Origin of the sequence: Streptomyces ureilyticus (assembly GCF_011045025.1) — a bacterium.
Lineage (GTDB): Bacteria > Actinomycetota > Actinomycetes > Streptomycetales > Streptomycetaceae > Streptomyces > Streptomyces ureilyticus.
In genome coordinates this window covers 56,834-81,939 of sequence record NZ_JAAKZX010000006.1, presented here as the reverse complement: position 1 = coordinate 81,939, position 25,106 = coordinate 56,834, and the positions used below count along the sequence as shown (strand labels likewise).

At 68.5% G+C, this 25,106-nt stretch carries 17 protein-coding genes and 1 tRNA gene; 7 read left to right on the top strand and 11 right to left on the bottom strand.

Annotation, left to right across the window (positions count from 1 at the left end; all coding sequences use genetic code 11):
- Positions 1–92: 92 nt before the first annotated feature.
- The 3 genes from G6048_RS03250 to G6048_RS03240 form a co-directional block, all read right to left on the bottom strand.
- Positions 93–2,393: an alpha-L-fucosidase gene (locus tag G6048_RS03250; RefSeq protein ID WP_165337872.1), complete on the bottom strand. Its 2,301-nt coding sequence runs from the start codon at positions 2,391–2,393 to the stop codon at positions 93–95.
- Positions 2,394–2,553: 160 nt separating this feature from the next.
- Positions 2,554–4,524, bottom strand: coding sequence for a glycoside hydrolase family 97 protein (locus G6048_RS03245; RefSeq protein WP_165337871.1), 1,971 nt, complete (start codon positions 4,522–4,524; stop codon positions 2,554–2,556).
- A 134-nt stretch (positions 4,525–4,658) separates the two neighbouring features.
- A complete protein-coding gene (locus G6048_RS03240; RefSeq protein ID WP_328825659.1) occupies positions 4,659–5,891 on the bottom strand; it encodes an ROK family transcriptional regulator in 1,233 nt (410 codons plus the stop codon).
- 272 nt (positions 5,892–6,163) lie between these two features.
- On the opposite strand from G6048_RS03240, the gene G6048_RS03235 reads away from it, so the two are divergent.
- The 6 genes from G6048_RS03235 (at position 6,164) to G6048_RS03210 (ending at position 15,545) form a co-directional block, all read left to right on the top strand.
- Complete coding sequence (locus G6048_RS03235; RefSeq protein ID WP_165337870.1) at positions 6,164–7,435, top strand: ABC transporter substrate-binding protein; 1,272 nt, start codon at positions 6,164–6,166, stop codon at positions 7,433–7,435.
- A gap of 15 nt (positions 7,436–7,450) precedes the next feature.
- Positions 7,451–8,419 (top strand): carbohydrate ABC transporter permease, encoded by a 969-nt coding sequence (locus G6048_RS03230; protein ID WP_165337869.1) that lies wholly within the window; start codon positions 7,451–7,453, stop codon positions 8,417–8,419.
- Positions 8,419–9,291, top strand: coding sequence for a carbohydrate ABC transporter permease (locus G6048_RS03225; protein WP_165337868.1), 873 nt, complete (start codon positions 8,419–8,421; stop codon positions 9,289–9,291). The genes G6048_RS03230 and G6048_RS03225 overlap by 1 nt, the downstream gene beginning before the upstream one ends.
- A gap of 75 nt (positions 9,292–9,366) precedes the next feature.
- Positions 9,367–10,902 carry an arabinosylfuranosidase ArfA gene (gene arfA, locus G6048_RS03220; protein WP_165337867.1) on the top strand — a complete coding sequence of 512 codons (1,536 nt, stop codon included), beginning with the start codon at positions 9,367–9,369 and terminating at the stop codon, positions 10,900–10,902.
- A 75-nt stretch (positions 10,903–10,977) separates the two neighbouring features.
- On the top strand, positions 10,978–12,483 hold the full coding sequence (locus G6048_RS03215) for an RICIN domain-containing protein (protein ID WP_165337866.1): 1,506 nt from the start codon (positions 10,978–10,980) through the stop codon (positions 12,481–12,483).
- A 176-nt stretch (positions 12,484–12,659) separates the two neighbouring features.
- On the top strand, positions 12,660–15,545 hold the full coding sequence (locus G6048_RS03210; protein ID WP_165337865.1) for a glycosyl hydrolase family 95 catalytic domain-containing protein: 2,886 nt from the start codon (positions 12,660–12,662) through the stop codon (positions 15,543–15,545).
- Positions 15,546–15,677: 132 nt separating this feature from the next.
- On the opposite strand, the gene G6048_RS03205 is transcribed toward G6048_RS03210, so the two are convergent.
- From G6048_RS03205 to galU, 7 genes are all read right to left on the bottom strand, one after another.
- A tRNA-Ala gene (locus tag G6048_RS03205) sits at positions 15,678–15,751 on the bottom strand.
- A gap of 108 nt (positions 15,752–15,859) precedes the next feature.
- The gene (gene sepX, locus G6048_RS03200; RefSeq protein ID WP_165337864.1) at positions 15,860–17,221 is read right to left on the bottom strand and encodes a divisome protein SepX/GlpR; all 1,362 of its coding nucleotides are present in this window, start codon (positions 17,219–17,221) and stop codon (positions 15,860–15,862) included.
- Positions 17,222–17,427: 206 nt separating this feature from the next.
- Positions 17,428–18,057: a GNAT family N-acetyltransferase gene (locus tag G6048_RS03195; protein WP_165337863.1), complete on the bottom strand. Its 630-nt coding sequence runs from the start codon at positions 18,055–18,057 to the stop codon at positions 17,428–17,430.
- Between the two features lie 26 nt (positions 18,058–18,083).
- Positions 18,084–18,587, bottom strand: coding sequence for a MogA/MoaB family molybdenum cofactor biosynthesis protein (locus tag G6048_RS03190; RefSeq protein ID WP_165337862.1), 504 nt, complete (start codon positions 18,585–18,587; stop codon positions 18,084–18,086).
- A complete protein-coding gene (gene moaC, locus G6048_RS03185; RefSeq protein ID WP_165337861.1) occupies positions 18,584–19,063 on the bottom strand; it encodes a cyclic pyranopterin monophosphate synthase MoaC in 480 nt (159 codons plus the stop codon). Before moaC ends, G6048_RS03190 begins: the two co-directional genes overlap by 4 nt.
- Before the next feature lie 54 nt (positions 19,064–19,117).
- The gene (gene glp, locus G6048_RS03180) at positions 19,118–20,440 is read right to left on the bottom strand and encodes a molybdotransferase-like divisome protein Glp (RefSeq protein WP_165337860.1); all 1,323 of its coding nucleotides are present in this window, start codon (positions 20,438–20,440) and stop codon (positions 19,118–19,120) included.
- A gap of 5 nt (positions 20,441–20,445) precedes the next feature.
- On the bottom strand, positions 20,446–21,348 hold the full coding sequence (gene galU, locus G6048_RS03175; protein ID WP_165337859.1) for a UTP--glucose-1-phosphate uridylyltransferase GalU: 903 nt from the start codon (positions 21,346–21,348) through the stop codon (positions 20,446–20,448).
- A gap of 94 nt (positions 21,349–21,442) precedes the next feature.
- Between galU and G6048_RS03170 the strand changes: the two genes are divergently transcribed.
- Positions 21,443–22,066, top strand: a complete 624-nt coding sequence (locus G6048_RS03170; RefSeq protein WP_165337858.1) for a 5-formyltetrahydrofolate cyclo-ligase — start codon at positions 21,443–21,445, stop codon at positions 22,064–22,066.
- A 130-nt stretch (positions 22,067–22,196) separates the two neighbouring features.
- Here G6048_RS03170 and G6048_RS03165 read toward each other — a convergent pair whose 3' ends face one another.
- On the bottom strand, positions 22,197–24,968 hold the full coding sequence (locus tag G6048_RS03165; RefSeq protein ID WP_165337857.1) for a penicillin acylase family protein: 2,772 nt from the start codon (positions 24,966–24,968) through the stop codon (positions 22,197–22,199).
- Between the last annotated feature and the right edge of the window lie 138 nt (positions 24,969–25,106).

Genomic DNA, 25,106 nt, shown 5'->3' with positions numbered 1-25,106 from the left:
CGAACGAGAGGTACTGGGGTAGTTGGGGTTCGTGACGGGCAGAGGGCATGGCACGGGCGCGCCGTCCCGTGGCGCGCCCCTGCCATGCGCCGTCACAGCGCGAGGACCTGCCAGTCCTGGTTGGACCCGCCGGTGGAGGGCCACTGGATGACGTTGGCGCCGTCGGCGGTGGAGGCGTTGGCGACGTCGGCGCACCAGCCGGTGCGGACGTTGACGAGCCGGTAGTAGCCGCTGGTGGCCGAGGGGACCAGCTTCCACCTCTGGTTGTCGCCGCCGTTGTCGGTCAACTGGGTCAGGGTGGCGCCCTGGGTGCTGTTGGGGCTCTGCAGGAGCTTGCTGCTCTTGACGTTGACCAGCCGGAATGATCCGTCAACGTTCGGCAGGAGGCTCCACTGCTGGTTGGTCCCGCCGCCGTAGGGCCACTGGATGAGCGTGGCGCCGTCGGCGGTCGAGGCGTTGGAGACGTCCAGCGCCTTGCCGCTCTTGCGGTTGATCACCTTGTAGGTGCCCAGGTCCGCGGTGAAGGGACGGTCGTAGACCTCCAGGTTGCGGATCGACGCGTACACCCCGGCGGGCAGCCCGGTGACCGTGACGCGGACGTACCGTGCCCGGGCCTGGAACACGGCCGTCTGGATGTGGCGCGTGCCGGTGGTGGCGGTGCTGTCGACGAGCGTGGTCCACGTGCTGTTGTCGGTGGAGCCCTCGATCTTGTACCGGTAGTTGGTCTTGTCCAGCTCCCAGGCGATCCGGGTGCCGGTCAGCGAGCGGGTCGAGCCGAGGTCGACCTTGAGCCAGTGGCCGGTGTTGCCGTCGTTCGCGCACCAGCGGGTGGCGGTGGCTCCGTCGACCGCCTTTGCCGCGGTGTTGCCCTTGGACGTCTGTTCGCTGTCGGCGGTCGCGGTCTTGCCGGCGGCGATGTCGGCCGGCTGCACGGAGCGGTCCAGTGTGACCCCGACGACGCTGTCCTCGGGGATGCGCGTGCGGTTGATGCCGGTGATCGTCACCCCGCCGTCCGTGCCGACGGTGTACGGGAGGCCGGTGCCCGCGGCGACGTCGAAGACGCGGGTGACCTGGGCGTCCCCGATCGACGGGGTGGTGAAGGAGGTTCCGCTGTAGCCGGGCAGCAGGTGGATGTAGAAGGTGCTGTCCTTGGACGTGAAGCCGTACTTGCCGTCCACCGGCTGCCAGGGTCCGCCGCGGGTGCCGTAGACGGCCTGGCCGCAGGAGGTCAGGAAGGAACCGACCCGGCGCACCACTGCGGCCTGGTCGGCGGGGATCGCCCCGGTCCGGTCGGGACCGACGTTGAGCAGGCAGACCATGTTGCGCACCCAGGAGTTGACCAGGATGGCCATGATGGTGCCGAAGCTCATCACGGGTGCGCCGGCCTTGTAGCCCCAGGCACCGCAGATGGTGAAGTTCTTCTCCGCCAGATGCCCGGTGCGCATGGCGCCGGAGGGGATCGAACTGCCTTCCTCGCTGAGGTAGTCGCCCATCCAGCCGGAGCGCGGGTTGACCACGATGTCGGGTTGGTGCTTGCGCACCAGGCCCATCACACCGAGAGGGCTGCCGGTGGCGGAGTCGGTATCGCTGTAGGCGGCGTCCACCGGCCACCGATTGGCGCTGTCGCGGACCTTTCCGGGCTCCCAGAAGAAGGCAGCGTCCGCGTCCCGGCCTTGCTGGCCCAGCCAGCCGCCGTCGAAGTAGATGTCGTCGATCTTGCCGTACTTGGTCATCAGCTCCTTGACCTGCTGGTACACCTCGTTCTTCATGATCCGCGCGTTCTCCTTGTGCGCGGGATCGGTGGTGTAACCCCACTTGTTCGGCAGGCAGTTGGTGCCGGTGACGTCGTAGTAGCCGGGGTAACGCCAGCTCATCGGGGAGAAGTACAGGCCCACCTTGAGCCCGGCGTCGCGTACGGCGGTGACGTACTCCTCGATCAGGTCCCGCCGCATCGGGGCCTGTCCGGCATGGAAGGCGTTCGGGTGGGTGGACGGCCACAGGGCGAAGCCGTCGTGGTGACGGGTCGTCAGGACGGTGTACTTCGCGCCCATGTCCTTGGCCAACTGGGCCCAGTCGGCCGGCTTGTAGGCGCTCGCCGTGAACTGCTCGCCGGTCGCGTCGGTGAAGTACTTCTTGTAGTTCTCCGGCGTGACGGCGGAGTTCTCCATGTACCACTCGCCCTTGGCCGGGCCCGAGTACACACCCCAGTGGATGAACATGCCCAGCTTGGCGTCCTGCAGCCATTGGAGCTTCTCGTCGGACTGCTGCTCGATGCCCAGCTCCGACTTGGGGATCCGCAGCGGGAGAAGGGGCAGCGGCTGGGGGGAGGTGGCGGCGTGTGCGGGTGTCGCCAGCGTCGGTGAGACGGCGGCGACAACCGTCATGGCAGCCATGCCGGACAGCATTCTTCGGCGACTGATCGGTTCGGACAAGGTTCTCTCCTGACTGTTCACAGAACAGCACGGACGGTCATGCGGCTCAGGTGTGGAGCGAGGTACGGACGAGGACGGCTCGGCACAGGCGTCATCACCGGCTGAACCCGCGTCCGTCGCGTCAGCGCGGCTTGAGGATGATCGCCTGGCCGCCCGCGGGAGCCATCGCCACGTCCAGCTTGGTGGCCGAGGTGACCGTCCGGGTGCTGACCACGACCGGCGTCTGGTAGGGGCTGGCGCCCGGGGTGCCGTCGGCGTAGACGGTCGCCGTGTAGGTGCCGCTGCCCAGGAACGTCAGCGGGAGCGACAGGGTCCGGGACGTCTCGTTGGTCATCGCCCCGACGTACCAGGTGTCGCCGTGGCGGCGGGCGACGGCGGCGTACTGGCCGATCGATCCGGCGAGGGTGCGGCTCTGGTCCCAGGAGGTGGGGATGGCGTCGAACCATGGCAGCCCCGGCCAGTTGGCCGTGTTGGCGTACTTGGCCGGCATGTCGTACCAGTACAGGAAGCTCAGCGGCTGGTAGAAGACCGCCGCCATGGCCATCTGGTGGACGTTGGTGGTCCGGTTCCGCGACTGGCCGTAGCAGATGGTGTAGTCGATAGGCCCGCCGATGTTGCGGGCGAACGGCAGGGTCACGTTGTGGCTCGCGGTCGGGAAGCGCTCGTTGCCGCGCACGCCCTCATTGGTGACCCAGTTCGGGTACGTCCGTTCGTAGCCGAACGGCCGCACGTTGTCGTGCATGTCCATCAGCAGGTTGTACTTGGCTGCCGTCCTGACCCAGTTCGTGATCTGGTTCGTCATCGCCTGGGTGCCGTCGTTGACGAAACCGAGCTTGACTCCTTTGACGCCCCAGTTCTTGTAGAGGCTGAACAGGCTGTCGGGGGTGTGGGCCGCTACGCGGTCGACGTAGAGGATGACGCCGATGCCCTTGCTCTTGGCGTAGGAGATCACCGAGGGCAGGTCGATCTCCGGTATCGGCTTTGTCGCGTCGGTGCCTCTGACGTCGCCGTACCAGCCACCGTCGTACTCGATGAATTGCAGGCCGCGAGCCACGGCGAAGTCGACGCCCGCCATCCCGGCGGCGGTGGTCAGCTGTACTCGGAAGACCTTGCCGGGCTTGATCCACGAGGTGTCGGCCAACGCGCTCGCGGGGGCCAGGTTGGGCACCAGCTCGGCGTTGTCGACCAGTTCGGCGTGGGTGGAGCCGGTCACCACCGCCCGCCAGGGCGTGGCGAACGGCGTGGTGACCGTCGAGGTCCTCTGGACCTTGTCCGAACCGCGGGCGGTGTACTCCATCAGGTGGGCGGCGAGGGTGCCCGGCTGCCCGGACACGGAACTGAGCATCAGCCGCGGGAAGTTGAGACGGGAGGATTCACAGATGCTGGCGATCAGACTGCCGCCGGCGTAGGTGGCGGTCAGCGGCAGGTCGGTCAACGGGCCGGTGTCCGTGGTCGAACTGCCCGTGGAGGGGATCGAGCCGGGCGCGACCGGGTTGTAGGGGTCCTCGTCACGCGCGCTGTAGACCAGAGTGCCGAAGGGGAAGGCGAACGTGCTCAGCTCGTCGGCGATGGTGGCGGTGCCCTTGCCGAGCAGCACGTACCGGAAGGCGACGCCGGTCGGGTAGGCGCGGATCTGGACGCTGAAATTGATCCGCGAGGCGGTGTCCTGGAGGTTCCAGCGCATCTCCTGGTACCGGTCGCGGACGGTCGCATTGCGGCCGTACACCGGAGTCCAGGTCTCGTTGATGGTCCAGTGCTGGTACTTGGTGATCACCGTGCCGGCGGCGCCGAGCACCGTTCCGTCGCTGAGCTTGAGGCCGAGAGCCGAAGTGCCGGCCACCGTCGCGCCTTTTCGCTTCGCCGACCAGGTGAGCTTGCCCGAAGTCAGCGACATCGTGATGGTGTTGCTGCCGTCGGGGGCCGTCGCGGTGACCGAGGCGTCTGCCGCCGCGGCCGTCCCTGCGGCACCGGCCCCCAGCGCCGCGGCTCCCACGGTGACGGCGGTGCCCTTGAGGAGTCCACGCCGCGAGAGCCCTCCCAGGGCGCCGCTCGACAGCTGTTCAGGTATTGCGTGGCTCGCTGAATCCGGCATGACTCGTACACCTCTCTGTTGCGTGCATTTTGATTTGGGCCCAAACAAACAAGCTTCAACACTTCTGATCGCAGGCGCAGTTGGGCGCGCCAGGGAGTTCCGTCCTCTAGCTGGAGCCGCTCACAGCAGGAGGGTCAGGACAGGAATCCCTCCAGGACGAGGGTCGCCGCGCCAAGACTGACCGGGTTGCGGTCGATGGGGCAGAGACTGATCTCGGTACCTTCCCAGGGTTCGGCGAGTGCGTAACGGGCGGCGGTGGCGCGCACGTACGGCAGGACGGCGCTTCCCAGACTGTCGGCGACCCAGCCGGTGAGCACGATGGTCTGCGGGTTGAACAGGTTGATCAGGTTGGCGATGGCGATGCCGAGGTAACGGCCGGTCGTGGCAATCGCCTGCTGTGCGGCGGGGTCGCCGGCCGCGTGGGCGGTGGCCAGGGCGTCGATGGTCGCCATCTGGTCGTCGGGGTGCAGGAGCGGGCTGTCCGGGTCGGCCTCCGCGAGGTGCTGCATGATGCCGGGTGCGCCCACGTAGGTCTCCACGCATCCGACGCATCCGCGGCGGCACTTGCGGCCGTCGATGACGAGGTTGGTGTGGCCCCATTCGCCGGCCGTGTTCGTGGCCCCGCGGTAGAGCGCTCCCTGGACGGCCAGGCCCGCGCCGACGCCGGTTCCCAGGGTGAGGACGGCGACGTTGTCGTGGCCGCGGGCGGCACCGAACCACAGTTCGGCGACGGTGCTCGCACGCAGCGGGTTGTCGAGGATGACCGGCAAGTCGGGGACCCGGTCGGTGAGCAGGGCCAGCAGCGGCACGTCGTTCCACTGCCAGTTCGGGGCGAAGACGGAGGCCGTGCCGTCCGGCCGTACCTGGCCGGGAATGCTGACGCCGACCCCGAGGATCCTGGCGCGCTCCACCTTGGCCTGCGCGATCGCGTCGTCGATGCCGCGGACGATGCGGTCCACGACGTAGTCCGGCGAGTTGGCGTGCGGGTGCAGTTCGTACTCGGCTCTGGCCAGGACCCGTAGAGCGGGATCGAAGACCTCGACGTGGACGTAGGTCTCGGCGATGTCGACGCCGATGAGCCGGGGACCCTCGAGGGCGGGCGCGAGAAGGTTCCTCGGGCGTCCGCCCCCGGAAGCCTGCTGTCCGATCTCGGCCAGAAGCCCCAGCTCATGCAACTCGTTGACGATGTCGGAGGCGGTGGCCACCGACAGGCCCGTGGTTGCGGCGATGTCACGCCTGACGACGGGCGCCGAGGCGATGAGATACCGCATCACCGCGAATCGGTTGGTCCGGCGTATGTCCTGGTACGTCCGCTTCAACGACGTCGTCCTGTGCTCGATGGGGCTGGGGCGACTGATCGTAACCACGGGGTGCGCACCGTTGGAACTGCCGTGCACAGACTTTTTCTGGCTTGTTGACGAAGGGGTGTAGCGCGCATAACCTGCGTCTCGATCCGCTCGCTGCACCACCGTCAGCGGCAGGAATTCCCCCCTCCGATTGCGCGCCCCCCACCCTGCGGGCTTCGCGTCCCGCTCTCACCGGCAGCGCTTCCGCAGCCATGCCCAGCGTCATCACCCGCCGTCGCGACCTGTCCCCAAGGCCCGGTCCCACGCCCGTACTTCACACAGCAGAGGTGGCCATGTCCCCTGAGCAGAACCCCAGCAGACCGTTCGGCCGCAGATCCTTCCTGCGCGCTTCCGGCACCGTGGCGGCGGCGGGATTCCTCGCCGCGTGCGCCGGGAACACCGGTCGCGGCGGCGGCGCCAGCAGCGGTAAGGCGATCAGCCAGTGGTACCACCAGTACGGCGAGGCGGGCACCCAGCAGGCGGCGCTGCGGTACGCGAAGGCGTACAGCAAGGCGAACGTGTCGGTGCAGTGGATCCCCGGTGACTACGCCTCCAAGCTCTCCAGCGGCCTGGTCTCCAGCAACGGCCCCGACGTCTTCGAGTTCCACCCCGACGTCCAGATGGCCAAGTCCGGGCAGATCGTGCCGCTGGACGACATCATCGCGGACGTGAAGTCCGACTTCACGGAGAAGGATCTGGCCGCCAACTCGGTTGACGGCAAGGTCTACGGCATCCGCATGATCGACGACCCGCAGTTCCTGTACTACCGCAAGAGCCTCCTGGAGAAGGCGGGCGTCGAGCCCCCGACCACCTTCGACGAGCTGATAGAGGCCTCCCGCAAGCTCGACAAGGGCGGGGTCAAGGGCCTGTACCTGGGCCTGAAGGGCGGCAGCGACATCCTGGCCAGCCCGCTGGTGTGGGCCACCGGCAGTGAACTGCTGACCGCCGACCACAAGGTCGCCTTCGACAACCCGGAGACGGTCGAGGGCCTGAAGAAGATGCGCGAGCTGTACAAGAGCAAGACGCTGCTGCTCGGCGCGCCCACCGACTGGTTCGACCCGTCGGCGTTCACCCAGGGCCTGACGGCGATGCAGTGGTGCGGCCTGTGGGCGATGCCCGGCATCCAGAAGGCACTGGGCGACGACTTCGGCATCGTCCCCCTGCCCGGCATCGGCAGCGCCGGCCGCCAGGTGGTCTACAACGGCGGCTGGTCCACCTACGTGAGCGCCAAGGCCAAGGACGTCGACGCGGCCAAGGCGTTCGTGAAGTGGCTGTGGATCGAGCAGACGAAGTTCCAGGAGGACTGGTGCACCTCCTACGGCTTCCACATCCCCCCGCGCAAGAGCCTTGCGGCGAAGGCAACCAAGCTGCAGAGCGGCACCGCCGCCGAGGCGGTGAAGCTCTTCGAGACCAAGGGGCACTACGACGACCCGTACTGGACCCAGGGCATGATGACGATCTCCCAGGACATGGTGAACAACGCCGTGGTCAGCGGAAAGAACCCCGAGTCCGAGGTGGCCAAGGCCCGCACCCGGGTCGAGGCCGAACTCAAGAAGATCGCCTGAGGGGCCCTGACAAGCATGACGACCACCACCACCGGTGGCGCCCCTCCGGGCGCCACCGCGCCACCCGGCCCCACGGCGAAGGCGAGACGTGACAGGCACGGGGTGCGAGGCAGTACCCGCACCTTCTGGCTCTTCGCGGGTCCCTTCCTGGCCGGTCTCCTGCTGTTCGTCTACGTGCCGGTCGGCTGGAGCTTCTACCTGAGCTTCTTCCAGGCCCAGAACACGGTCACCCCGACGAAGTTCGTCGGCCTGGACAACTACAAGGACATCCTCACCGAAGGGCCGTTCACCGACAGCCTGTGGACCTTCACGCTCTTCGCGCTGATCGTCGTCCCTCTCACCTATGTCCTGGCTCTGGCGCTCGCGCTGCTCGTCCACCGCATCCGCGTCGCCCGTGCCTTCTTCCGCTCGGTGTTCTTCATACCCACCGCGTGCTCCTACGTCGTGGCCTCGATGGTGTGGAAGCTGTCGATCTTCAACGGGGTGCGCTTCGGTCTCGCCAACACCGTCCTGGGCTGGTTCGGGATCGAACCCGTCGCCTGGATCGGCACCGTCTCCCCGCCCTGGTACTGGCTGGTGCTGGTCACCCTGCGGCTCTGGCTCCAGCTGGGCTTCTACATGATCCTCTTCCTGGCCGCCCTCCAGCAGATCCCCAAGGAGCTGTACGAAGCGGCCTGGACGGACGGCGCCCGGCCCGGCTGGCAGACCTTCCGGCACATCACCCTGCCGCAACTGCGCACGACCTCGGTCGCCGTGGTGCTCCTCATGCTGATCGCGGCGTACCAGGCGTTCGACGAGTTCTACAACCTGCTGCCCAACACCCCTTACGCACGGCCGCCGTTGGTCTACCTCTACTACACGGCCCTCGGGCAGGGGCAGGACTTCGGCCACGGCAGCGCCGGGGCGCTGGTGCTGTCGGCACTCATCACGATGGTGACGCTGCTGCAGGGCAGGATCTTCGGCTTCGGAAAGGCGGACCGTTGATGGCCACCTCCTCCACCACCCTTGTCCGCGGCCGTCCACGTACAGTGCGCGAACGGGCCGGCAGCGTCGCCGTCTACACCGTCGCCGTCGCCGCGGCGCTGCTGTTCCTGGTCCCCTTCTACCTGCTGATCCGCAACAGCCTGGCCACCGATGCCGACATCACCGGGGCGAACTGGAAGTTCTTCCCGACCACGCTGCACTGGGAGAACATCCCCGAGCTGTTCAACGACCCCGCGGTTCCCATGGCGCGCAGCATGTGGAACTCGCTCGTCGTCGGCGTGCTCGGCACCACCGGGCAGCTGCTGCTCTGCTCCCTGGCCGGCTACGCGCTCGCCCGCGTCCCGTACCGGCACGCCAACAAGATCTTCTACGCGGTGCTGGCCACCCTGATGATCCCCAGCGCGGTCACCTTCGTGCCCAGCTTCGTCCTGGTGTCGTCACTGGGCTGGGTCTCCAGCCTGCAAGGTCTGATCGTGCCCGGCCTGTTCAGCGGCTTCACCGCCTTCCTCTTCCGGCAGTACTTCCTCGGCTTCCCCAAGGAACTGGAGGAGGCCGCCCGGATCGACGGTCTCGGCAGCTGGGGCACGTATTGGCGGATCGTCGTCCCCAACTCCCGTGGCTTCTTCTCGGCGATCGCGGTGATCACCTTCATCACCAACTGGAACGCCTTCCTGTGGCCGCTGGTCATCGGCCAGGACCAGTCCAGCTGGACGGTGCAGGTGGCCCTGTCGACCTTCACCACCGCGCAGACCATCAACATCCACGAGCTGTTCCTCGCCGCCACCGTGTCCATCCTGCCGCTGATGCTCGTCTTCCTCTTCCTGCAGCGATACCTGGTCGAAGGCGTCGCTCACACCGGCATCAAGGGCTGACCGCAGAGCACCCCGGCAACCGTACAGAACGCCACTCTTCGCACCGATCCATCACGATCCATCCCGGAGTGACCCATGCCCAACGCCGCCAGCCACCCGCCGCTCGCAGGGGCCATACATCTGGACCCCAACTTCACCGTCGGCGAGGTGAATCCGCGGCTGTTCGGATCCTTCGTCGAGCACCTCGGCCGCTGCGTCTACACCGGCGTTCACGAACCGGACCACCCGAGCGCCGACGAGGACGGACTGCGCACCGACGTCCTGGCCCTGATCCGCGAACTGGGCGTCACCATGGTCCGCTACCCCGGCGGCAACTTCGTCTCCGGCTACCGCTGGGAAGACGGAGTCGGCCCGGTGGAGCAGCGGCCCCGCCGGCTCGACGGCGCCTGGCGGACCGTGGAAACGAACCAGTTCGGGCTGAACGAGTTCATGCGCTTCGCGGCCAAGGCCGACGTCGAGCCCATGCAGGCCGTCAACCTCGGCACCCGCGGCCTCCAGGAAGCACTCGACCTCCTGGAGTACACCAACCACCCCGGCGGCACGGCCCTCTCCGAGCTGCGCCGCTCGCACGGCGTGGACAAGCCGCACGGCATCCGGCTGTGGTGCCTGGGCAACGAGATGGACGGCCCCTGGCAGCTCGGCCACAAGAGCGCCGACGAATACGGCCGCCTCGCCGCCGTCACCGCCAAGGCCATGCGCGATGTCGACCCCGGTCTGGAACTGGTCGCCTGCGGAAGCTCCAACCGCTCCATGCCGACCTTCGGCGCCTGGGAGGCGACGGTCCTGGAGCACACGTACGACCTCGTCGACTTCATCTCCTGCCACGCCTACTACGAGGAGAGCGAAGGCGACGTCGACAGCTTCCTCGCCTCGGCCGCCGACATGGAGGCCTTCATCGACGGGGTGGTCGCCACCGCCGACCACATCGGGGCCAAGCGCCGCTCCGGCAAGCGGATCAACCTGTCCTTCGACGAGTGGAACGTCTGGTACCAGAGCCGGCCGGTCAACAACACCGACACCCCGGACTGGAGCGTGGCCCCGCGCCAGCTGGAGGACGTCTACACCGTCACCGACGCCGTCGTGGTCGGCAGCCTGCTGATCACCCTGCTGCGCCACTGCGACCGCGTCACCGCGGCCTGCCTCGCCCAGCTGGTGAACGTCATCGCCCCCATCATGACCGAGCCCGGCGGCCCGGCCTGGCGGCAGACCATCTTCTACCCCTTCGCCGACGCGGCCCGCCACGGCCGCGGCCAGGTGCTGCGGCTCGCCCTGGACAGCCCCGTCCACGACACCGCCCGCCACGGCGAGGTGCCCCTGCTGCACGCGACCGCCGTCCGGCAGGAGGACGGGACGCTCACCGTCTTCGCCGTCAACCGGGACACCACGAGGCCACTCGAACTCACCGTCGACCTGCGGGCGTTCAGCCCGGTGGCCGGGCAGGTGACGCACACCGCCCTGGCCGACCCCGACCGCCACGCGGCCAACACGCTCCAGCACCAGGACCGTGTGACGCCGAGGCCGGTGACCGGCACGGTCACGGACGGCGGACGGCTGAGCGCCCTCCTGCCGCCGATGTCCTGGAACACCATCACCATCCCGCTCGCCCCCTGAGCGGCACCAAGATCCCACCGCTCGACCCGCACTTCCCCCGCACAATCCCCGGACCTCAACGGAGAGGTGAGAACCATGCCCGACACCACATCGCACCGCACACCGATACCGCGCCCCAGATGGCGGACCACCCTCGTCGCGTTCCTAACTCTGCTCGGCGGCCTCGCGGCCCTGCTTGTCCCCGCCACGCAGGCACAAGCGGACACGGTGACCTTCACGACGGGCGCCAAACGAACCGACCAGAACGGCAACACCCTGCAGTTGCACGGGCTCGGCATCGTCAAGGTCGGCGACACCTGGTTCGGCTTCGGCGAGGACAAGACCGGCAGGAACTCGACGGACACGTCGTTCCAGAACGTCAGCTGCTACTCCTCGACCGACCTGGCGAACTGGAAATTCGAGCGTCAGGCCCTGAGCCGGCAGGCCAGCGGTGACCTGGGCCCCAGCCGCATCGTGGAGCGGCCGAAGGTCATCTACAACAAGTCGACCAGCACGTACGTGATGTACATGCACATCGACAGCACCAACTACGCCGAGGCCAAGGTCGGTGTGGCCACGAGCAGCACGCCGTGCGGCCCGTACACCTACCGGGGCAGCTTCCGGCCGCAGGGCAACCTCAGCCGGGACATCGGCCTGTTCCAGGAAACCGACGGCACCGCCTACCTGATGAGCGAGGACCGCAACAACGGCCTGCGCATCTACAAGCTCTCCGCCGACTACCTCTCCGTCGACAGCGCGGTGGCGGTGCTGGGCAGCGGCGGCAGCAGCGGCAGCGTCGAGTCGCCCGCCATGGTGAAGATCGGTGGGATGTACTACGTCTTCGGCTCCCGCCTGACGGGCTGGAGCCTGAACGACAACGTCTACGCCACCGCCACCTCACTGAGCGGCCCCTGGTCGGCGTTCCGGAACTTCGCCGCTCCCGGCAGCCGCACCTACGGCAGCCAGACGGCGAACGTCATCACGGTCCAGGGCACCGCGGGCACCACGTACATCTACGCCGGTGACCGCTGGGACACCTCCAACCTGGGCGAATCGAAGCTGATCTGGCTGCCGCTGACCATCCGGGGCACGACGGTGAACCTCGGTCAGTACCCGACCTGGTCCCTCGACGTGGACGCGGGCACGTGGAAGGCCGACAGCGGGATCCCGTCGGAGGGGGTCCACACGCTGAAGAACGTCAACAGCTCCATGATGATGGACGTGTCGAGCGGGTCCACGGCAAACGGCGCCAAGATCATCCAGTGGCCGTCCAACGGCAATACGAATCAGCAGTGGACCCTCAAGCGGGTGGCGGACAACATCTTCACGCTCAAGAGCGTCAAGAGCGGTCTGTGCCTGGACGTCCCGGACAAGTCGACCACCGCCGGCGTCCAGTTGCACCAGTGGCCCTGCAACGGCGGGACGAACCAGCAGTGGGCCCTCGACCTGACCGGCAGCTACACCGGCAGCAACTACATGTTGGTGGGCATCGGCAGCGGCCTGCACATCGGCGTCGCGGGCTCGACCACCCGAGGAGCGGCGGTTGACCAAGAGCTCGGCGGCAGCGCGAGCCCCAACAGCGAGACCTGGACCCTCTCCTGACCGCGTGCCCCGGCCGCCCTGCCATCGAGCGGGCCGCCGGGGCACGCCCCATGCGGGGATCACCTCACGGGCAGGCGGGCGGACCAGGACATCGTCCGCCCGCCTGCCCGTGGCTCCCCACACCATCCCAACTCCCGCACCCCGCACAGCCCTCAGCAGACAAAGGAGTTTGCGCAATGGACCGCTCCATCGACCGCAGACACTTCCTGACCGCTGCCGCACTGACCGCCGGAGCGGCCGCCCTCCCCGGCGGTTTCCTCTCGGGGAAGGCCGCGGCCGCCGTCCCTCCGCAGATCACCGTCCCCGACCGCGGCATCTACGACACCTCCCCCGCCTCCTCCTGGACCGACGGCTTCCTCACCGGCAACGGCGAGTACGGAGCCATCCTCCACGGGGCGGCGACTCTGGAGAAGGTGGTCTTCAACTACCACCGACTGGTGCTGCCGAACGGCACCAGCACCGTGAAGCCACCCGTGATCTCCGGCCGCTTGGAGGGCGTACGCGACAAGGCCCTTGCCGGGGACTACTCGAGCGCCAACAGGGACTTCGCGTCCGGGTTTTCGCTGCGCTGGACGCAGACCTACCACCCCGCGTACGAACTGCGCATCGACACCCCGGGCATGACCACGGTCAACGACTACGGCCGGGTCAACGACTTCCGCACCGGCGAGGTCAGCTCCAGCTGGACCGACCAGTACGGCACCTGGACCCGCAGGACCTTCGTCTCCCGCGCCGACAACGTGATCGTCCAGGAGCTGATCGCCGCGCCCGGCCGCACGGTCGACACCACCCTGAGCGTCAACACCGCGCTCGACGGGGTGCCGAGCAGCGTCGGTTTCACCACGCGCGCCACCACGAAAAGCGGATCCGGCTACCTGAACCTGCGCGGCACCTACCCGTCCGGGCAGGGCGCCTTCGGCTACGAGGGAGTCACCCGGGTCGTCGCCACGGGATCGGGTGCCTCCGTCAGAGTCAGCGGCTCCACCATCGTGGTAGCGAAAGCGACCAGGGTGATCCTGCTGACCAAGCTGGACCGCTACGACTCCTCCACGGCCTGGAACTCGGAGCCGCTGCACGCCCGGTTGGCCACGCTCGGCACCGACTACACGAGGCTGCGCTCCGCGCACACCGCCCTCCACACCGAGCTCTACGACCGCTCCCGCCTCGACCTGAACGTCTCCGCCGCCGACCGCAAGCTCTCGGTCAGCGAGCTGATAACCCGCCAGAACGCGAACCGGAGCGTCATCGACCTCGCCCTGCTGGAGCGCCTCTACGACTCGGGTCGCTACTTCTTCATCAGCTCCAGCGGCGTCCTGCCGCCCCGGCTCACGGGCATCTGGACAGGCTCCTGGAGCGGCGCCTGGGCCGACGACTTCACCACCGACGCCAATGTGAACCTCCAGGTGGCGGGCGGCAACATCCTCGACACGACCGAGGCCATGGAGGGCTACTTCGACCTGATCCTGGGCCAGCTCGACGACTGGCGCACCAACGCCAAGAACCTGTACGGCGCCCGAGGCCTCCTCGCCCCGTCCCGCACCGACGGCGAGCACGGCCACATGCTCCACTTCAACAACGGCTCCTTCCCGGGCCACACCTGGACCGGCGGCGCCGACTGGCTGCTCTACCCGCTCCTCGAGTACTACGAGGTCACCGGCGACCAGGCCTTCCTGCGCGACAAGCTCGGCCCCGCGTTGATGGAACTGGCCCTGTTCTACGAGGACTTCCTCACCCGCACCGACTCGGGCGGCAAGGCGGTCTTCGTGCCGTCCTTCTCCATGGAGAACTCCCCCGGCAACACCGGCGTGTGTCTGTCGATCAACGCCACCGGCGACATCATGGCGGGCAAGCACGCCCTGCAGGCCGCCATCGACGCGGCCAACACCCTCGGCGTCGAACAGGGCAGCGGCCAGGGAGTCGCCCGCTGGACCGCACTGCTGAAGAAGATCCCCGACTACCGCGTCAACGGTGACGGCGCGCTCGCCGAGTGGTCCTGGCCGAGCCTGACGGACCGCTACAACCACCGCCACATCCAGCACCTGTACGGCGCCTGGCCGCTGCACGAGATCAACCCCGAGGAGGAGCCCTCCCTCGTCCGCCCGGCGCTCAAGGCCCTCGACAAGCGCGGCGACCAGAACATCTCCGCCCACGGCAGCCTCCACCGCGCCCTGGCCGGCGCCCGGCTGAAGGACGGCGGCAAGGTCTACGACAACCTGAAGAAGATCATCGGAAACAACATGGTCTTCAAGTCGCTGATGACCTCCCACAACCCGAACCTCGACATCTACAACGCCGACGCCGCCAACGCCTTCCCCGGTGTACTCGCCGAGGCCCTGATCTACTCCCGCCCCGGCGTCCTGGAGATCCTGCCGGCCCTGCCCGACCAACTGGCCAAGGGCTCCATCACCGGCGTACGGGCGCGCGGCCGCATCCGTGTCCACACCTTCCGCTGGGACTTGTCCGCCCGCACCGCCACCCTGTCCGTCACCTCCGCCGTCAACCAGGACGTCACCCTGATCAGCCGCCGCGGCATGACAGCGGTGACCACGTCGGCGACCGTGGCCTCCTCTCCCCTGGGCACCCACGCGCGCAAGGTCAAGCTGACCGCCGGACAGCGCACGGACATCACCGTCTCCCTGCTCAGCGGCTGGTTCCGGCTGGTCAACCGGCGCAGCGACAAGGCCCTGAACGTCTCCGGCGCCGACACGGCCAACGGCGCGAAGATCGTCCAGTCGACCTCGTCGAGTGCCACCAACCAGCAGTGGCGGTTCCTGCCCAACGCCGACGGCTCCTTCCGCCTCGCCGCCCGCCACAGCGGCAAGGTCCTCGACAGCCCCGGCGGTTCCACCCAGGGCGCCCAGCTCGTCCAGTGGCAGGACGCGGGCAGCGACAACCAGCGGTGGAAGCTCGTCGACGCGGGCGGCGGCCACTACCGGCTCGTCAACGTCCGCAACCGCTGGTGCGCGGAGGTCGCAGACGGCTCCACGACCGACAACGCCCGCGTCATCCAGTGGCCCGCCGGTACCGGCACCAACCAGCAGTGGCGGCTCGACGCCCTGTGACGGAACGGTGCGGTCAGGAACACGCAGGACACCCGCCGCACCGCCCCCCGCACTCAGACCTCCCGCACAGCCCACAAACGCAGAGATCCCGTCCGATCGAAACGATCGGACGGGATCTCATGAACCGTGCAGTGGACCTGAGGGGATTTGAACCCCTGGCCCCCTCGATGCGAACGAGGTGCGCTACCAGACTGCGCCACAGGCCCTTGCAACGAAGGAAACTCTAGCATCCGCGTCCGGGTGCTTGGAAATCCGTTCCTGGCTGGTCAAGCGTGCGGCTTCTGGGGCGTTGCCACTCACTTGCAACGCGCCCATCACTCGTTGGCGGCGCGTGGCCGGTCGCCGTCCTCGTACTGGTCGAAGAGCGGAGTGCGGCCCCGTTCGCGGGCCCGACGGGCCGAGGCGGCGCGGCGTGCGTCCGCGGCACCGTCCGGGTCCGCGTCGGGCTCGGACGGCTCGTCCTCCGGCGTCGGAGCCGCCCCGGCTGCCTGGGCCGCGGGGCGCTCGGCCGCGCTGGAGCGTGCCGAACTCCATGCGTCGGGTGCGCCCAGGTCGACGCCGGCCGTGGCGCGCGGGGCGACGGGGGCCGTCACATACGTCGGCAGCGGTACGGGGACGGGGTCCCAGCTGTCGCCGCCGGCCGGACCGCGTCGGCGTTCGCGCTGCTGGTCGACCCACTCCGCGTGGTCGGTCTGCTCGACGAGGGCGCGGCGGTCGGCGGCCAGTGCGGACAGTCCGGGGTCACTGGTGGGCTCCGGTCCGTCCTCCGGGTCGTCCGCGGCGGACGACCCGGCGGGCGGTCGCCGCCTCGGCTGCCGTTCCCGCAGCCGCTGCGCCGCGGCCTCGGCGCGCCTGCGGTCCATCGTGTATGTGAATCGCCGCCGCTCCTGGGAGCGCAGATACGCGATGTAGACGCTCAGCAGTATCGCCGGCACCCCGGGCGCCCACAGGAACGCGAGCCCTCCGACAGCCGCCACGATCGCGCCGAGCGTGAAGGCGAAGAAGAGAACCGTCGTCGTACGCCGTCGGCGCGCGAGCACCTTCGAGCGTCGGGCGCGCGCGGCGGCCTCCGCCGCAGCTGCCCGGCGCGAACGGGACGAGGAAGAGGACGAGGACGAGGATTGTGTCGGGGACGCTGACGGCTTGGCGCTCTGCTTCGCTCCCGGCTTCGCCCCTTGCCGAGGTACGGGCCCGGACCCGGCCGAACGGCCCGCCTGCGACGCCGACTTGGCACCGGGCTTCGACGCACCCGCCGACCCGGGCCTGGACGCCGAGTCAGCCGCCCGTTTCCCGGAAGCGGCTACCGAAGCCGAAGCCCCGTCATCCGCCTCGGGCCGTCCCTCACCGCGTACGCCCCGCGCATCGTCCCGTACGTCTGCGACCTTGCCCCGTGCTTCACGCCTGGTCTGAGGCATGGCGAAGGCCCGGGCGTCCACCGAGTTGGTGTGGACGTCCGGTTGGGCGTCGTGCTCCCCCTCTTCGGTGGAGCGCGCCCGCAGGTCCTTGGCGTATCGGCGCTCCATCGCCCCGCGTCCGGACAGCAGCCGGATGGCGGTGCTGAAGCGTTCCGTCGGACGGGCCTCATTCAGCTCGTCCTGCCTACGGAGCCACATGGGCACCAAGTAGGCGGCCCAGGCCCCGACAATGACTGCGTAGATGAGGCCGCTGCTGCTCACGCCTCACACGGTAGAGGGGTTTGCGTGAGGCCATCTGCCAATTCCGCCGGTGTGTCGCACGATCTGGCTGATATTTCGAGCTTTTTTGCAGCCGATGCGATCAGCAGGCCGCCGAGAGCGGGAAATTAATGCCGGAGGACGGTCGATCACCGGTCATTTTCGAACACGCATTTCATTTAGACGATGTTAGTCGGCGTTTGGCGGTGTCAGGCCGGGTTCCGCGGGGTGTCCCGCGGTGAGTTTTCGGACGTGTTCCGGGAGCGTGTCCGCTGCCAGCGGCTGAGCAGGCCCTCTGGGACCTCTTCTGCTGTGAGTGCGAAGACGAGGTGGTCACGCCAGGCGCCGTCGATGTGAAGATAACGTGGACGAAGTCCTTCCTCGCGGAATCCGAGTTTCTCCACGACCCGGCGGCTGGGGCCGTTCTCGGGGCGAATGCAGACTTCGATGCGGTGCAGCCCGACGGTGCGGAAGCAGTGGTCGACCGCGAGAGCGACGGCTGTCGGCATCACTCCGCGTCCGGCTACCGCCTCGTCCACCCAGTAGCCGATATGGCCCGAGCACATCGAGCCCCAGGTGATTCCGGCGACGGTCAACTGCCCGACGAGCCGCCCCTGATACTCGATGACGAACGGCAGCATCCGGCCCGCATTGGCCTCGGCGCGCAGATGCCGGACCATCTGGCGATACGTCGGCCGGTGCGCTATCGGCCCGGTGGGCGTGGGCGGCGGAATGGTGGCTTCCCACGGACGCAGCCAGTCCCGGTTGCGCCGGTTGACGTCGCGCCAGGCCCGGTGGTCGCGCATCTTTATCGGCCGGAGGACGACATCTCCGTCCACCAGCTCGACCGGCCAGGATGGGCTGTTCAGCTCGCACCCCCACTGCCGCTGGGTCTGGGATGATCGCCACCGCGGAGCTGGTCCACGGCGTGGATCAACAGGGGCCGCAGAACGGCGAGTCCGTCCCTGACCCCGCCGGTGGAACCCGGCAGGTTCACGATCAGCGTCCGCCCGGCGACTCCGGCCAGGCCTCGGGACAGCGCCGACGTCGGCACCTTCTCCCTTCCGAACGCTCTGATGGCCTCCGCAATGCCCGGCACCTCGTGGTCGAGAACGCGCCGGGTCGCTTCGGGAGTGCGGTCGGTGGGCGAGATGCCCGTGCCACCGGTGGTCACGATGACGTCGTACCCGGCCTCGACGCCCTCGCGCAGGGCGGCCTCCACGGGGTCGCCGTCGGGGACGACCCGCGGTCCGTCCACCTCGAAGCCGTACGAGGCGAGCCCCTCGGCGATCAGTGGGCCGCCCTTGTCCTCGTAGACCCCGGCGGCGGCGCGGTTGGACGCCGTGACCACTACGGCGCGATACGTCATGCCCGGCTCCAGTCGCCCGACTTGCCGCCCGTCTTCTCCTCGACGCGTACGTCCGTGATGACCGCCCCCTTGTCGACCGCCTTGACCATGTCGATCACGGTGAGAGCCGCCACGCTGACCGCGGTGAGGGCCTCCATCTCCACCCCCGTACGGTCGGTGGTCTTCACCGTGGCCAGGATCTCGACGGCGTCGTCCGCGACCGACAGATCAATCTTGACACCCGACACTGACAACGGGTGGCACAGCGGAATCAGGTCCGGTGTGCGCTTGGCGCCCATGATGCCCGCGATGCGCGCGGTGGCCAGTGCGTCACCCTTGGGGACGCCCTCGCCGCGCAGCAGCTCGACCACCCGGGGCGAGACCAGGACCCGGCCGCTGGCGCGGGCGGTGCGCGCGGTCACGTCCTTCCCGGACACGTCGACCATACGGGCGGCACCCGCCTCGTCGATGTGGGTCAGTCGGTCGTCGGTACTCATGGCGCTCCCGGTCGGGCCTGTTGTGCGCGACACGGTACCGCCATCCCGGCCCCGTCAGCCGAGGAGGACCACCTCGACCTCGGCGCCGGGCTCCACGGATTCCACGGTCTCGGGGACCACGATCAGCGCGTCGGCCCGGGCGAGGGCCGCGATCAGGTGCGAGCCGGCGCCGCCGACGGGGGTCACCGCTCCGCTCGCATACCGCCCGCGCAGGTATTGACGGCGCCCGGCGGGCGAGGTCAGCGCCTTGTCAGTGTTCAGAACTGCCCTGGTCGTGGGCCGGTGGATGTCGTCGACGCCCATCAGGGTGCGGATCGCGGGGCGTACGAACAGCTCGAAGGAGACGTACGAGGACACGGGGTTGCCCGGGAGCGCGAGCAGCGGGGTGTGGTCGGGGCCGATGGAGCCGAAGCCCTGGGGCTTGCCGGGCTGCATGGCGAGCTTGCGGAACTCGATGCCGCTGCCGGGCTCGTCCTCGTCGCCGACGGACTCCAGCGCCTCCTTGACGACGTCGTACGCCCCCACGCTGACCCCGCCCGTCGTGACCAGGAGGTCCGCGCGGATGAGCTGGTCCTCGATGGTGGCCCGGAGGGTCTCGGCGTCGTCGGTGACCGCGCCCACGCGGTAGGCGATGGCTCCCGCGTCGCGGGCGGCGGCGGTCAGCGCGAAGCTGTTGGAGTCGTAGATCTGGCCGTTGCCCAACTCCTCGCCGGGCTGGACGAGTTCACTGCCGGTGGACAGGACGACCACGCGCGGGCGCGGGCGCACGCGCACCGTCCCGCGGCCGATCGCGGCGAGCAGCGCGATCTGCGGCGGGCCGAGGATCGCTCCCGCTTCCAGGGCGCGGTCCCCGGCTTTGACGTCGCTGCCCTTCGCGCGCACGTGCGCGCGTGCCGGTGCCGGACGGTGTACCTGGACCTCTCCGGAGGCGCCCTCGGGGGCCGCACTGTGGGCGCGCATCCGGGAGACGGGGCCCTCGCCGAGGCCGCCGTCTGTCCATTCCACGGGTACGACGGTCTCGGCGCCCGGCGGCAGCGGGGCGCCGGTCATGATGCGGGCGGCCTGTCCGGGGCCCACCTGGGGCGGCTCGGCCGGGCCCGCCGCGACGTCTCCGACGACCGTGAGGACGGCCGGGAACTCCTCGCTCGCGCCCGCGACATCGGCGACCCGGACCGCGTACCCGTCCATCGAGCTGTTGTCGAACGGCGGCAGGGAGACCGGCACCGTGACGTCCTCGACCAGGACACAGCCCTGGGCGTCGAGGAGTTGCAGCTCGATGGGTTCGAGGGGGCGGACGGTCGTGAGGATGTCCTCCAGGTGCTCGTTCACCGACCAGAGGTGGTCCTGTCCGGTGACGCGGGTCGCGGCGCTGCTCAAGGTTGCTACATCTCCTCGGTGACGTAACTGCGAAGCCAGGTCCGGAAGTCCGGGCCCAGGTCTTCACGTTCGCACGCGAGTTGGACAATGGCACGCAGGTAGTCGCCTCGGTCGCCGGTGTCATAGCGGCGGCCCTTGAAGACGACGCCGTGCACGGGTCCGCCGATCTTCTCGTCGGCGGCGAGCTGCTGGAGGGCGTCGGTGAGCTGGATCTCGCCGCCGCGGCCCGGCTCGGTCTTGCGGAGGATGTCGAAGACGTGCGGGTCGAGGACGTAGCGGCCGATGATCGCGTAGTTCGACGGGGCGTCCGCCGCGGACGGCTTCTCGACCAGGTCGTGGACCTTGACCACATCGCTGTCCGGGGTGGCGTCGACGGCCGCGCATCCGTAGAGGTGGATCTGCTCGGGCGCGACCTCCATGAGGGCGATCACGCTGCCGCCGTACTGCTCCTGGACCTCGACCATGCGCGCCAGCAGGGGGTCGCGCGGGTCGATCAGGTCGTCGCCGAGGAGGACGGCGAAGGGCTCATGGCCGACGTGCGGGGCGGCGCACAGGACGGCGTGGCCGAGGCCCTTGGGGTCGCCCTGGCGTACGTAGTGCATCGTCGCGAGGTCGCTGGACTCCTGCACCTTGGCGAGCCGGCTGGCGTCACCCTTCTTCTGAAGGGCCGATTCCAGCTCGTAGTTGCGGTCGAAGTGGTCCTCAAGGGGACGCTTGTTGCGGCCTGTGATCATGAGGACATCGTCGAGGCCCGCAGAGGCGGCTTCCTCGACCACGTACTGGATCGCCGGCTTGTCGACGACCGGCAGCATCTCCTTGGGAGTGGCCTTGGTGGCCGGCAGGAACCGGGTACCGAGGCCTGCTGCGGGGATGACAGCCTTGCTGATCCTGGGGTGTGCCTGAGTCATGCCGGTCACCATATCCGGAGCCAATGTGTTGAATGTTCGACTCCGGTTAATTCGCTCTCATATGAGCGCATGAGCAAGAGAAAGGGGGCGAACCATGCATCGGCCGAGACCACATACGGAGCCTGACAAGCGAGCGTTGCGGCAGGGGTTCCTCCTGGTGAGAAGCCGATTGACGGCTGGTGACGCGGAGGAAACGGAAGCCGCTCTCGTCGCTCGCGCCCTGGAGCTGCCGGAACTGGCGCAGGCGCGCACCGTGGCGGCGTATGTCTCCATGGGGAGTGAGCCGGGTACGCGCGCGCTCCTCGACGCGCTGCACGCGCGCGGGGTACGCGTACTGCTGCCGGCACTGATGGCGGACAACGACCTGGACTGGGGTGCGTACGACGGTGAGGGCTCGCTGATCCGCGTACAACACCGGGGAAAAATAGCCCTCTTGGAGCCCGCGGGTAAGCACCTGGGACCGGATGCCGTGCTCTCGGCCGATGCCGTCCTGCTGCCGGGGCTCGCCGTGGACGCGCGCGGGATGCGGCTGGGGCGCGGCGGCGGGTCCTACGACCGGGTGCTCGCGCGGCTGGAGCGGGCGGGGGCCGATCCGGCGCTGGTGGTGCTGCTGTACGACTCCGAAGTGGTCGATCGTGTCCCTGAGGAACCGCATGACCGGCCGGTGCACGCGGTGGTCACCCCTTCGGGAGTACGTCGCTTCCATCGACGCCCGTAGAGACCGATCTGCCTGTAGATGCCGATCTGCCTACTGATCCGCCTGTAGAGGCTGATCTTCGAAGTGGCCCTCCACGCGCGCGCGGAGGGCCACTTTCTTGGCAGGGCCTGGCGAAGGCCGTCTGCCCGGCTCAGGGCTTCAGCACCAGCGTGTCCTCGGTGTTCTCGTCGACCGCCCGCTCCGTGGAGACCCAGTCCAGCAGTTCGCCCTTGGCCCACTTGTCGGTCTGGTCGATGTAGTGCTCGTTGTAGGCATGCCCGGAGGCGCCGGTGAGGTTGATCCACTTCGACTTGTCGAAGTCGTCCAGGTTCACGACCATCCGCATCGACGGCACCCAGACCACGGTGTAGCCGCCCGCGGCGTTCCAGCCGGTGGCGCTGACCGCGGCCTCGCCGCCGCCCAGGTTGTACGGGCCGCGGTTGAGCATGAACTGGAGGAAGCCGGGGCCGTCGGTGCCCATGGTCTGGTTCTTCAGGTACAGCCGGTGCAGGCGGCCCCAGTTCCAGGTGTCCATGTCCTTGCCGAGCTTGGCGGTCAGCTCCCAGCGGGCGTCCTCCAGGGCCCGCGCGAAGAGCTCGTCGCGGTTCTTGGCCGGGGCGTCGGTGCGGTTGCCGGGCGCCTTCCACCAGTCGCTCTTCTCGTCGTCGAGAAGCGACCTGACCACCTCGAACCAGCGGTCGCCGCCGTCCGGCTGCGCACTGTCCGCGTCACGTTCGCCGCACTCCCGCACCCGCCGGTCCTCGTCGGCCGGACCCGTGGTGTCGACCGGCTCGACGTACAGGCACTGGCCCTCGACCCGCAGCTCCTTGGGCAGCTTGTTGCCGAACGCGAGCTTCAGGATGTTGCGCCAGACCGCGTTGAAGTAGGCGGCGGCCGCCGAATCGGCGTCCTGGGTGTAGTTCCAGCCCTCCAGGAGCTTCTGGCCGTCCCGTACGTCCTTGTCGACGACGTCGATCTTGAGCAGCAGGGGCACCAGGAGCTTGGCGATCTCGCTGCTGTTGTCGAGCTGCATCTGACGCATGTCGTCGGTCGAGACCTTGCCGCCGCCCTTGAGCTTCGACTCGATGAGGTCGGTTATCCGCTGGCTGCGTGTGCCGTAGCCCCAGTCCGTGGTGAGCTTGTAGGGGTACTTCTCGTCGACGACGGCCTGGTTGGCGGTCACTATGTAGCCGCGTTCCGGGTTGTACTCGTAGGGCAGCTCGGACTGCTGGATGAAGCCGGTCCACTCGTACTTGGAGTCCCAGCCGGGCGACGGGAGCGAGCCGTCGCCCGCATCGCGCTTCGGGATCCTGCCGGGCAGCTGGTAGCCGATGTTGTTCTGCTGGTCGGCGTAGATCAGGTTCTGCGAGGGCACGTCGAACAGGGCGGCCGCCTTGCGGAAGCCGTTCCAGTCGGTGGCCTTGTTCATCGCGAAGACGGCGTCCATCGAGTTGCCGGCGTCCAGAGCGGTCCAGCGCAGGGCGATCCCGTAGCCGTCGCCGCGGTCGGGTGCGTCCTGGTCGACGGTGGCCTTCTTGCCGACCTTCACGAGCTCGTCGTCGCGGTCGGACAGCAGGGGCATCGTGCCCCCCGGCCTCCCGTCCTCCTTGGGGACGCGGACGGAGCGGACGACGATCTTCTTGGGCGCGCCGCCGGCGACCTTGATGGTCTCCTCCTCGGTCTCGAAGGCCCGCACCTTGCCCTCGTACTCGTAACCGTCCCCGGTGAGCTTCTCCAGGTACAGGTCGGCGACGTCGACACCGGAGTTGGTCATCCCCCAGGCGATGTTCTGGTTGTGGCCGATGATCACGCCCGGCAGGCCCGCGAACGTGTACCCGGAGACGTCGTACTGGCACTTGTCGGAGACGCTCCTGCAGTGCAGGCCCATCTGGTACCAGACGGACGGCAGCGACGGCGACAGATGCGGATCGTTGGCGAGGAGCGGCTTGCCGCTGATGGTGTGGGCGCCGCCGATGACCCAGGAGTTGGAGCCGATGCCGTTGCCGTTCACGCCGACGGCGGTGGGGACGTCGTCCAGTTCGTCGTAGAGGCCCGACAGCTGGCTCTGGAGACCGTCCGGGGCCGTGGCGCCGCCGGCGAGCCCGGAGCCCCCCGCGGAGGCGTCCGTGCCGCCGTTCTGCTCGTACTCGTCGGTGCTCCGGTTGTACTCGCCCTCCTGGACGATCGTCTTGTTCCGGTCGTACGGGTACTGCGGGTACAGGTCGTCGATCTGCTGCGGGCCGAGGCGGCTGGTCATCAGGGAGCGGTCGATCTCGTCCTGCATGTTGGCGCGCAGGTCCCAGGCCATCGCCTTGAGCCAGGACACCGAGTCGACCGGAGTCCACTCCGCGGGCCTGTAGTCGTTGGAGAAACCGAGCGCCGCGTACTCCAGGGAGATGTCCTCGCCGTCCTTGCCCTGGAGGTAGGCGTTGACTCCCTTGGCGTACGCCTGGAGGTACTTCTTCGTCTCGGCCGACAGCTTGGTCTCGTACTCCTCCTCCGCGACCCGCTTCCAGCCGAGGGTGCGCAGGAACTCGTCGTTGTCGACCTGGCCCTTGCCGAACATCTCCGAGAGCCTGCCGGACGTCATGTGGCGACGTACGTCCATCTCGTAGAACCGGTCCTGCGCCTGGACGTAGCCCTGCGCCATGAACAGGTCCTCTTCGGTGTCCGCGTAGATCTGCGGGATGCCGTTGCCATCGCGCTTGACGTCCACGGGTCCTGACAGACCGTCCAGTTCGATCGATCCCTTGGTCTGCGGGAAGGACGCGCGCACGGTGCCGATGGACCAGAACGCCCCGAAACCGACGCCCCCGATGATGGCCAGGACCAGGACGATCAAGATCAGACGGGCTCTGCGCCCCTTCTTCCTGCCGGACTTGCCGCGCTTCTGACCGGAAGAAGAGGTGGTGTTGGGGGGCATCGCTGTCCTTGCTGTCCTCACGCGAGCGGCAGGCGGGGCCGTGCTTTTGACTGAACGCAGGAGCAACCATAGGTCAGGGCTCCAGGCTCCCTGACGCGGAGTCCGGAACGGGCTGCTTCAGGCGATCGGGGCCACATC

Excerpts from the sequence above, each read along its gene's own strand:
- G6048_RS03215 (WP_165337866.1), top strand. The coding sequence starts at position 10,978 with ATGCCCGACACCACATCGCACCGCACACCGATACCGCGCCCCAGATGG.
- galU (WP_165337859.1), bottom strand. The coding sequence starts at position 21,348 with ATGACTCAGGCACACCCCAGGATCAGCAAGGCTGTCATCCCCGCAGCA.
- G6048_RS03210 (WP_165337865.1), top strand. The coding sequence starts at position 12,660 with ATGGACCGCTCCATCGACCGCAGACACTTCCTGACCGCTGCCGCACTG.
- G6048_RS03165 (WP_165337857.1), bottom strand. The coding sequence starts at position 24,968 with ATGCCCCCCAACACCACCTCTTCTTCCGGTCAGAAGCGCGGCAAGTCC.
- G6048_RS03235 (WP_165337870.1), top strand. The coding sequence starts at position 6,164 with ATGTCCCCTGAGCAGAACCCCAGCAGACCGTTCGGCCGCAGATCCTTC.
- G6048_RS03190 (WP_165337862.1), bottom strand. The coding sequence starts at position 18,587 with ATGACGTATCGCGCCGTAGTGGTCACGGCGTCCAACCGCGCCGCCGCC.
- G6048_RS03170 (WP_165337858.1), top strand. The coding sequence starts at position 21,443 with ATGCATCGGCCGAGACCACATACGGAGCCTGACAAGCGAGCGTTGCGG.
- G6048_RS03230 (WP_165337869.1), top strand. The coding sequence starts at position 7,451 with ATGACGACCACCACCACCGGTGGCGCCCCTCCGGGCGCCACCGCGCCA.
- G6048_RS03245 (WP_165337871.1), bottom strand. The coding sequence starts at position 4,524 with ATGCCGGATTCAGCGAGCCACGCAATACCTGAACAGCTGTCGAGCGGC.
- G6048_RS03225 (WP_165337868.1), top strand. The coding sequence starts at position 8,419 with ATGGCCACCTCCTCCACCACCCTTGTCCGCGGCCGTCCACGTACAGTG.
- moaC (WP_165337861.1), bottom strand. The coding sequence starts at position 19,063 with ATGAGTACCGACGACCGACTGACCCACATCGACGAGGCGGGTGCCGCC.
- G6048_RS03250 (WP_165337872.1), bottom strand. The coding sequence starts at position 2,393 with ATGGCTGCCATGACGGTTGTCGCCGCCGTCTCACCGACGCTGGCGACA.
- arfA (WP_165337867.1), top strand. The coding sequence starts at position 9,367 with ATGCCCAACGCCGCCAGCCACCCGCCGCTCGCAGGGGCCATACATCTG.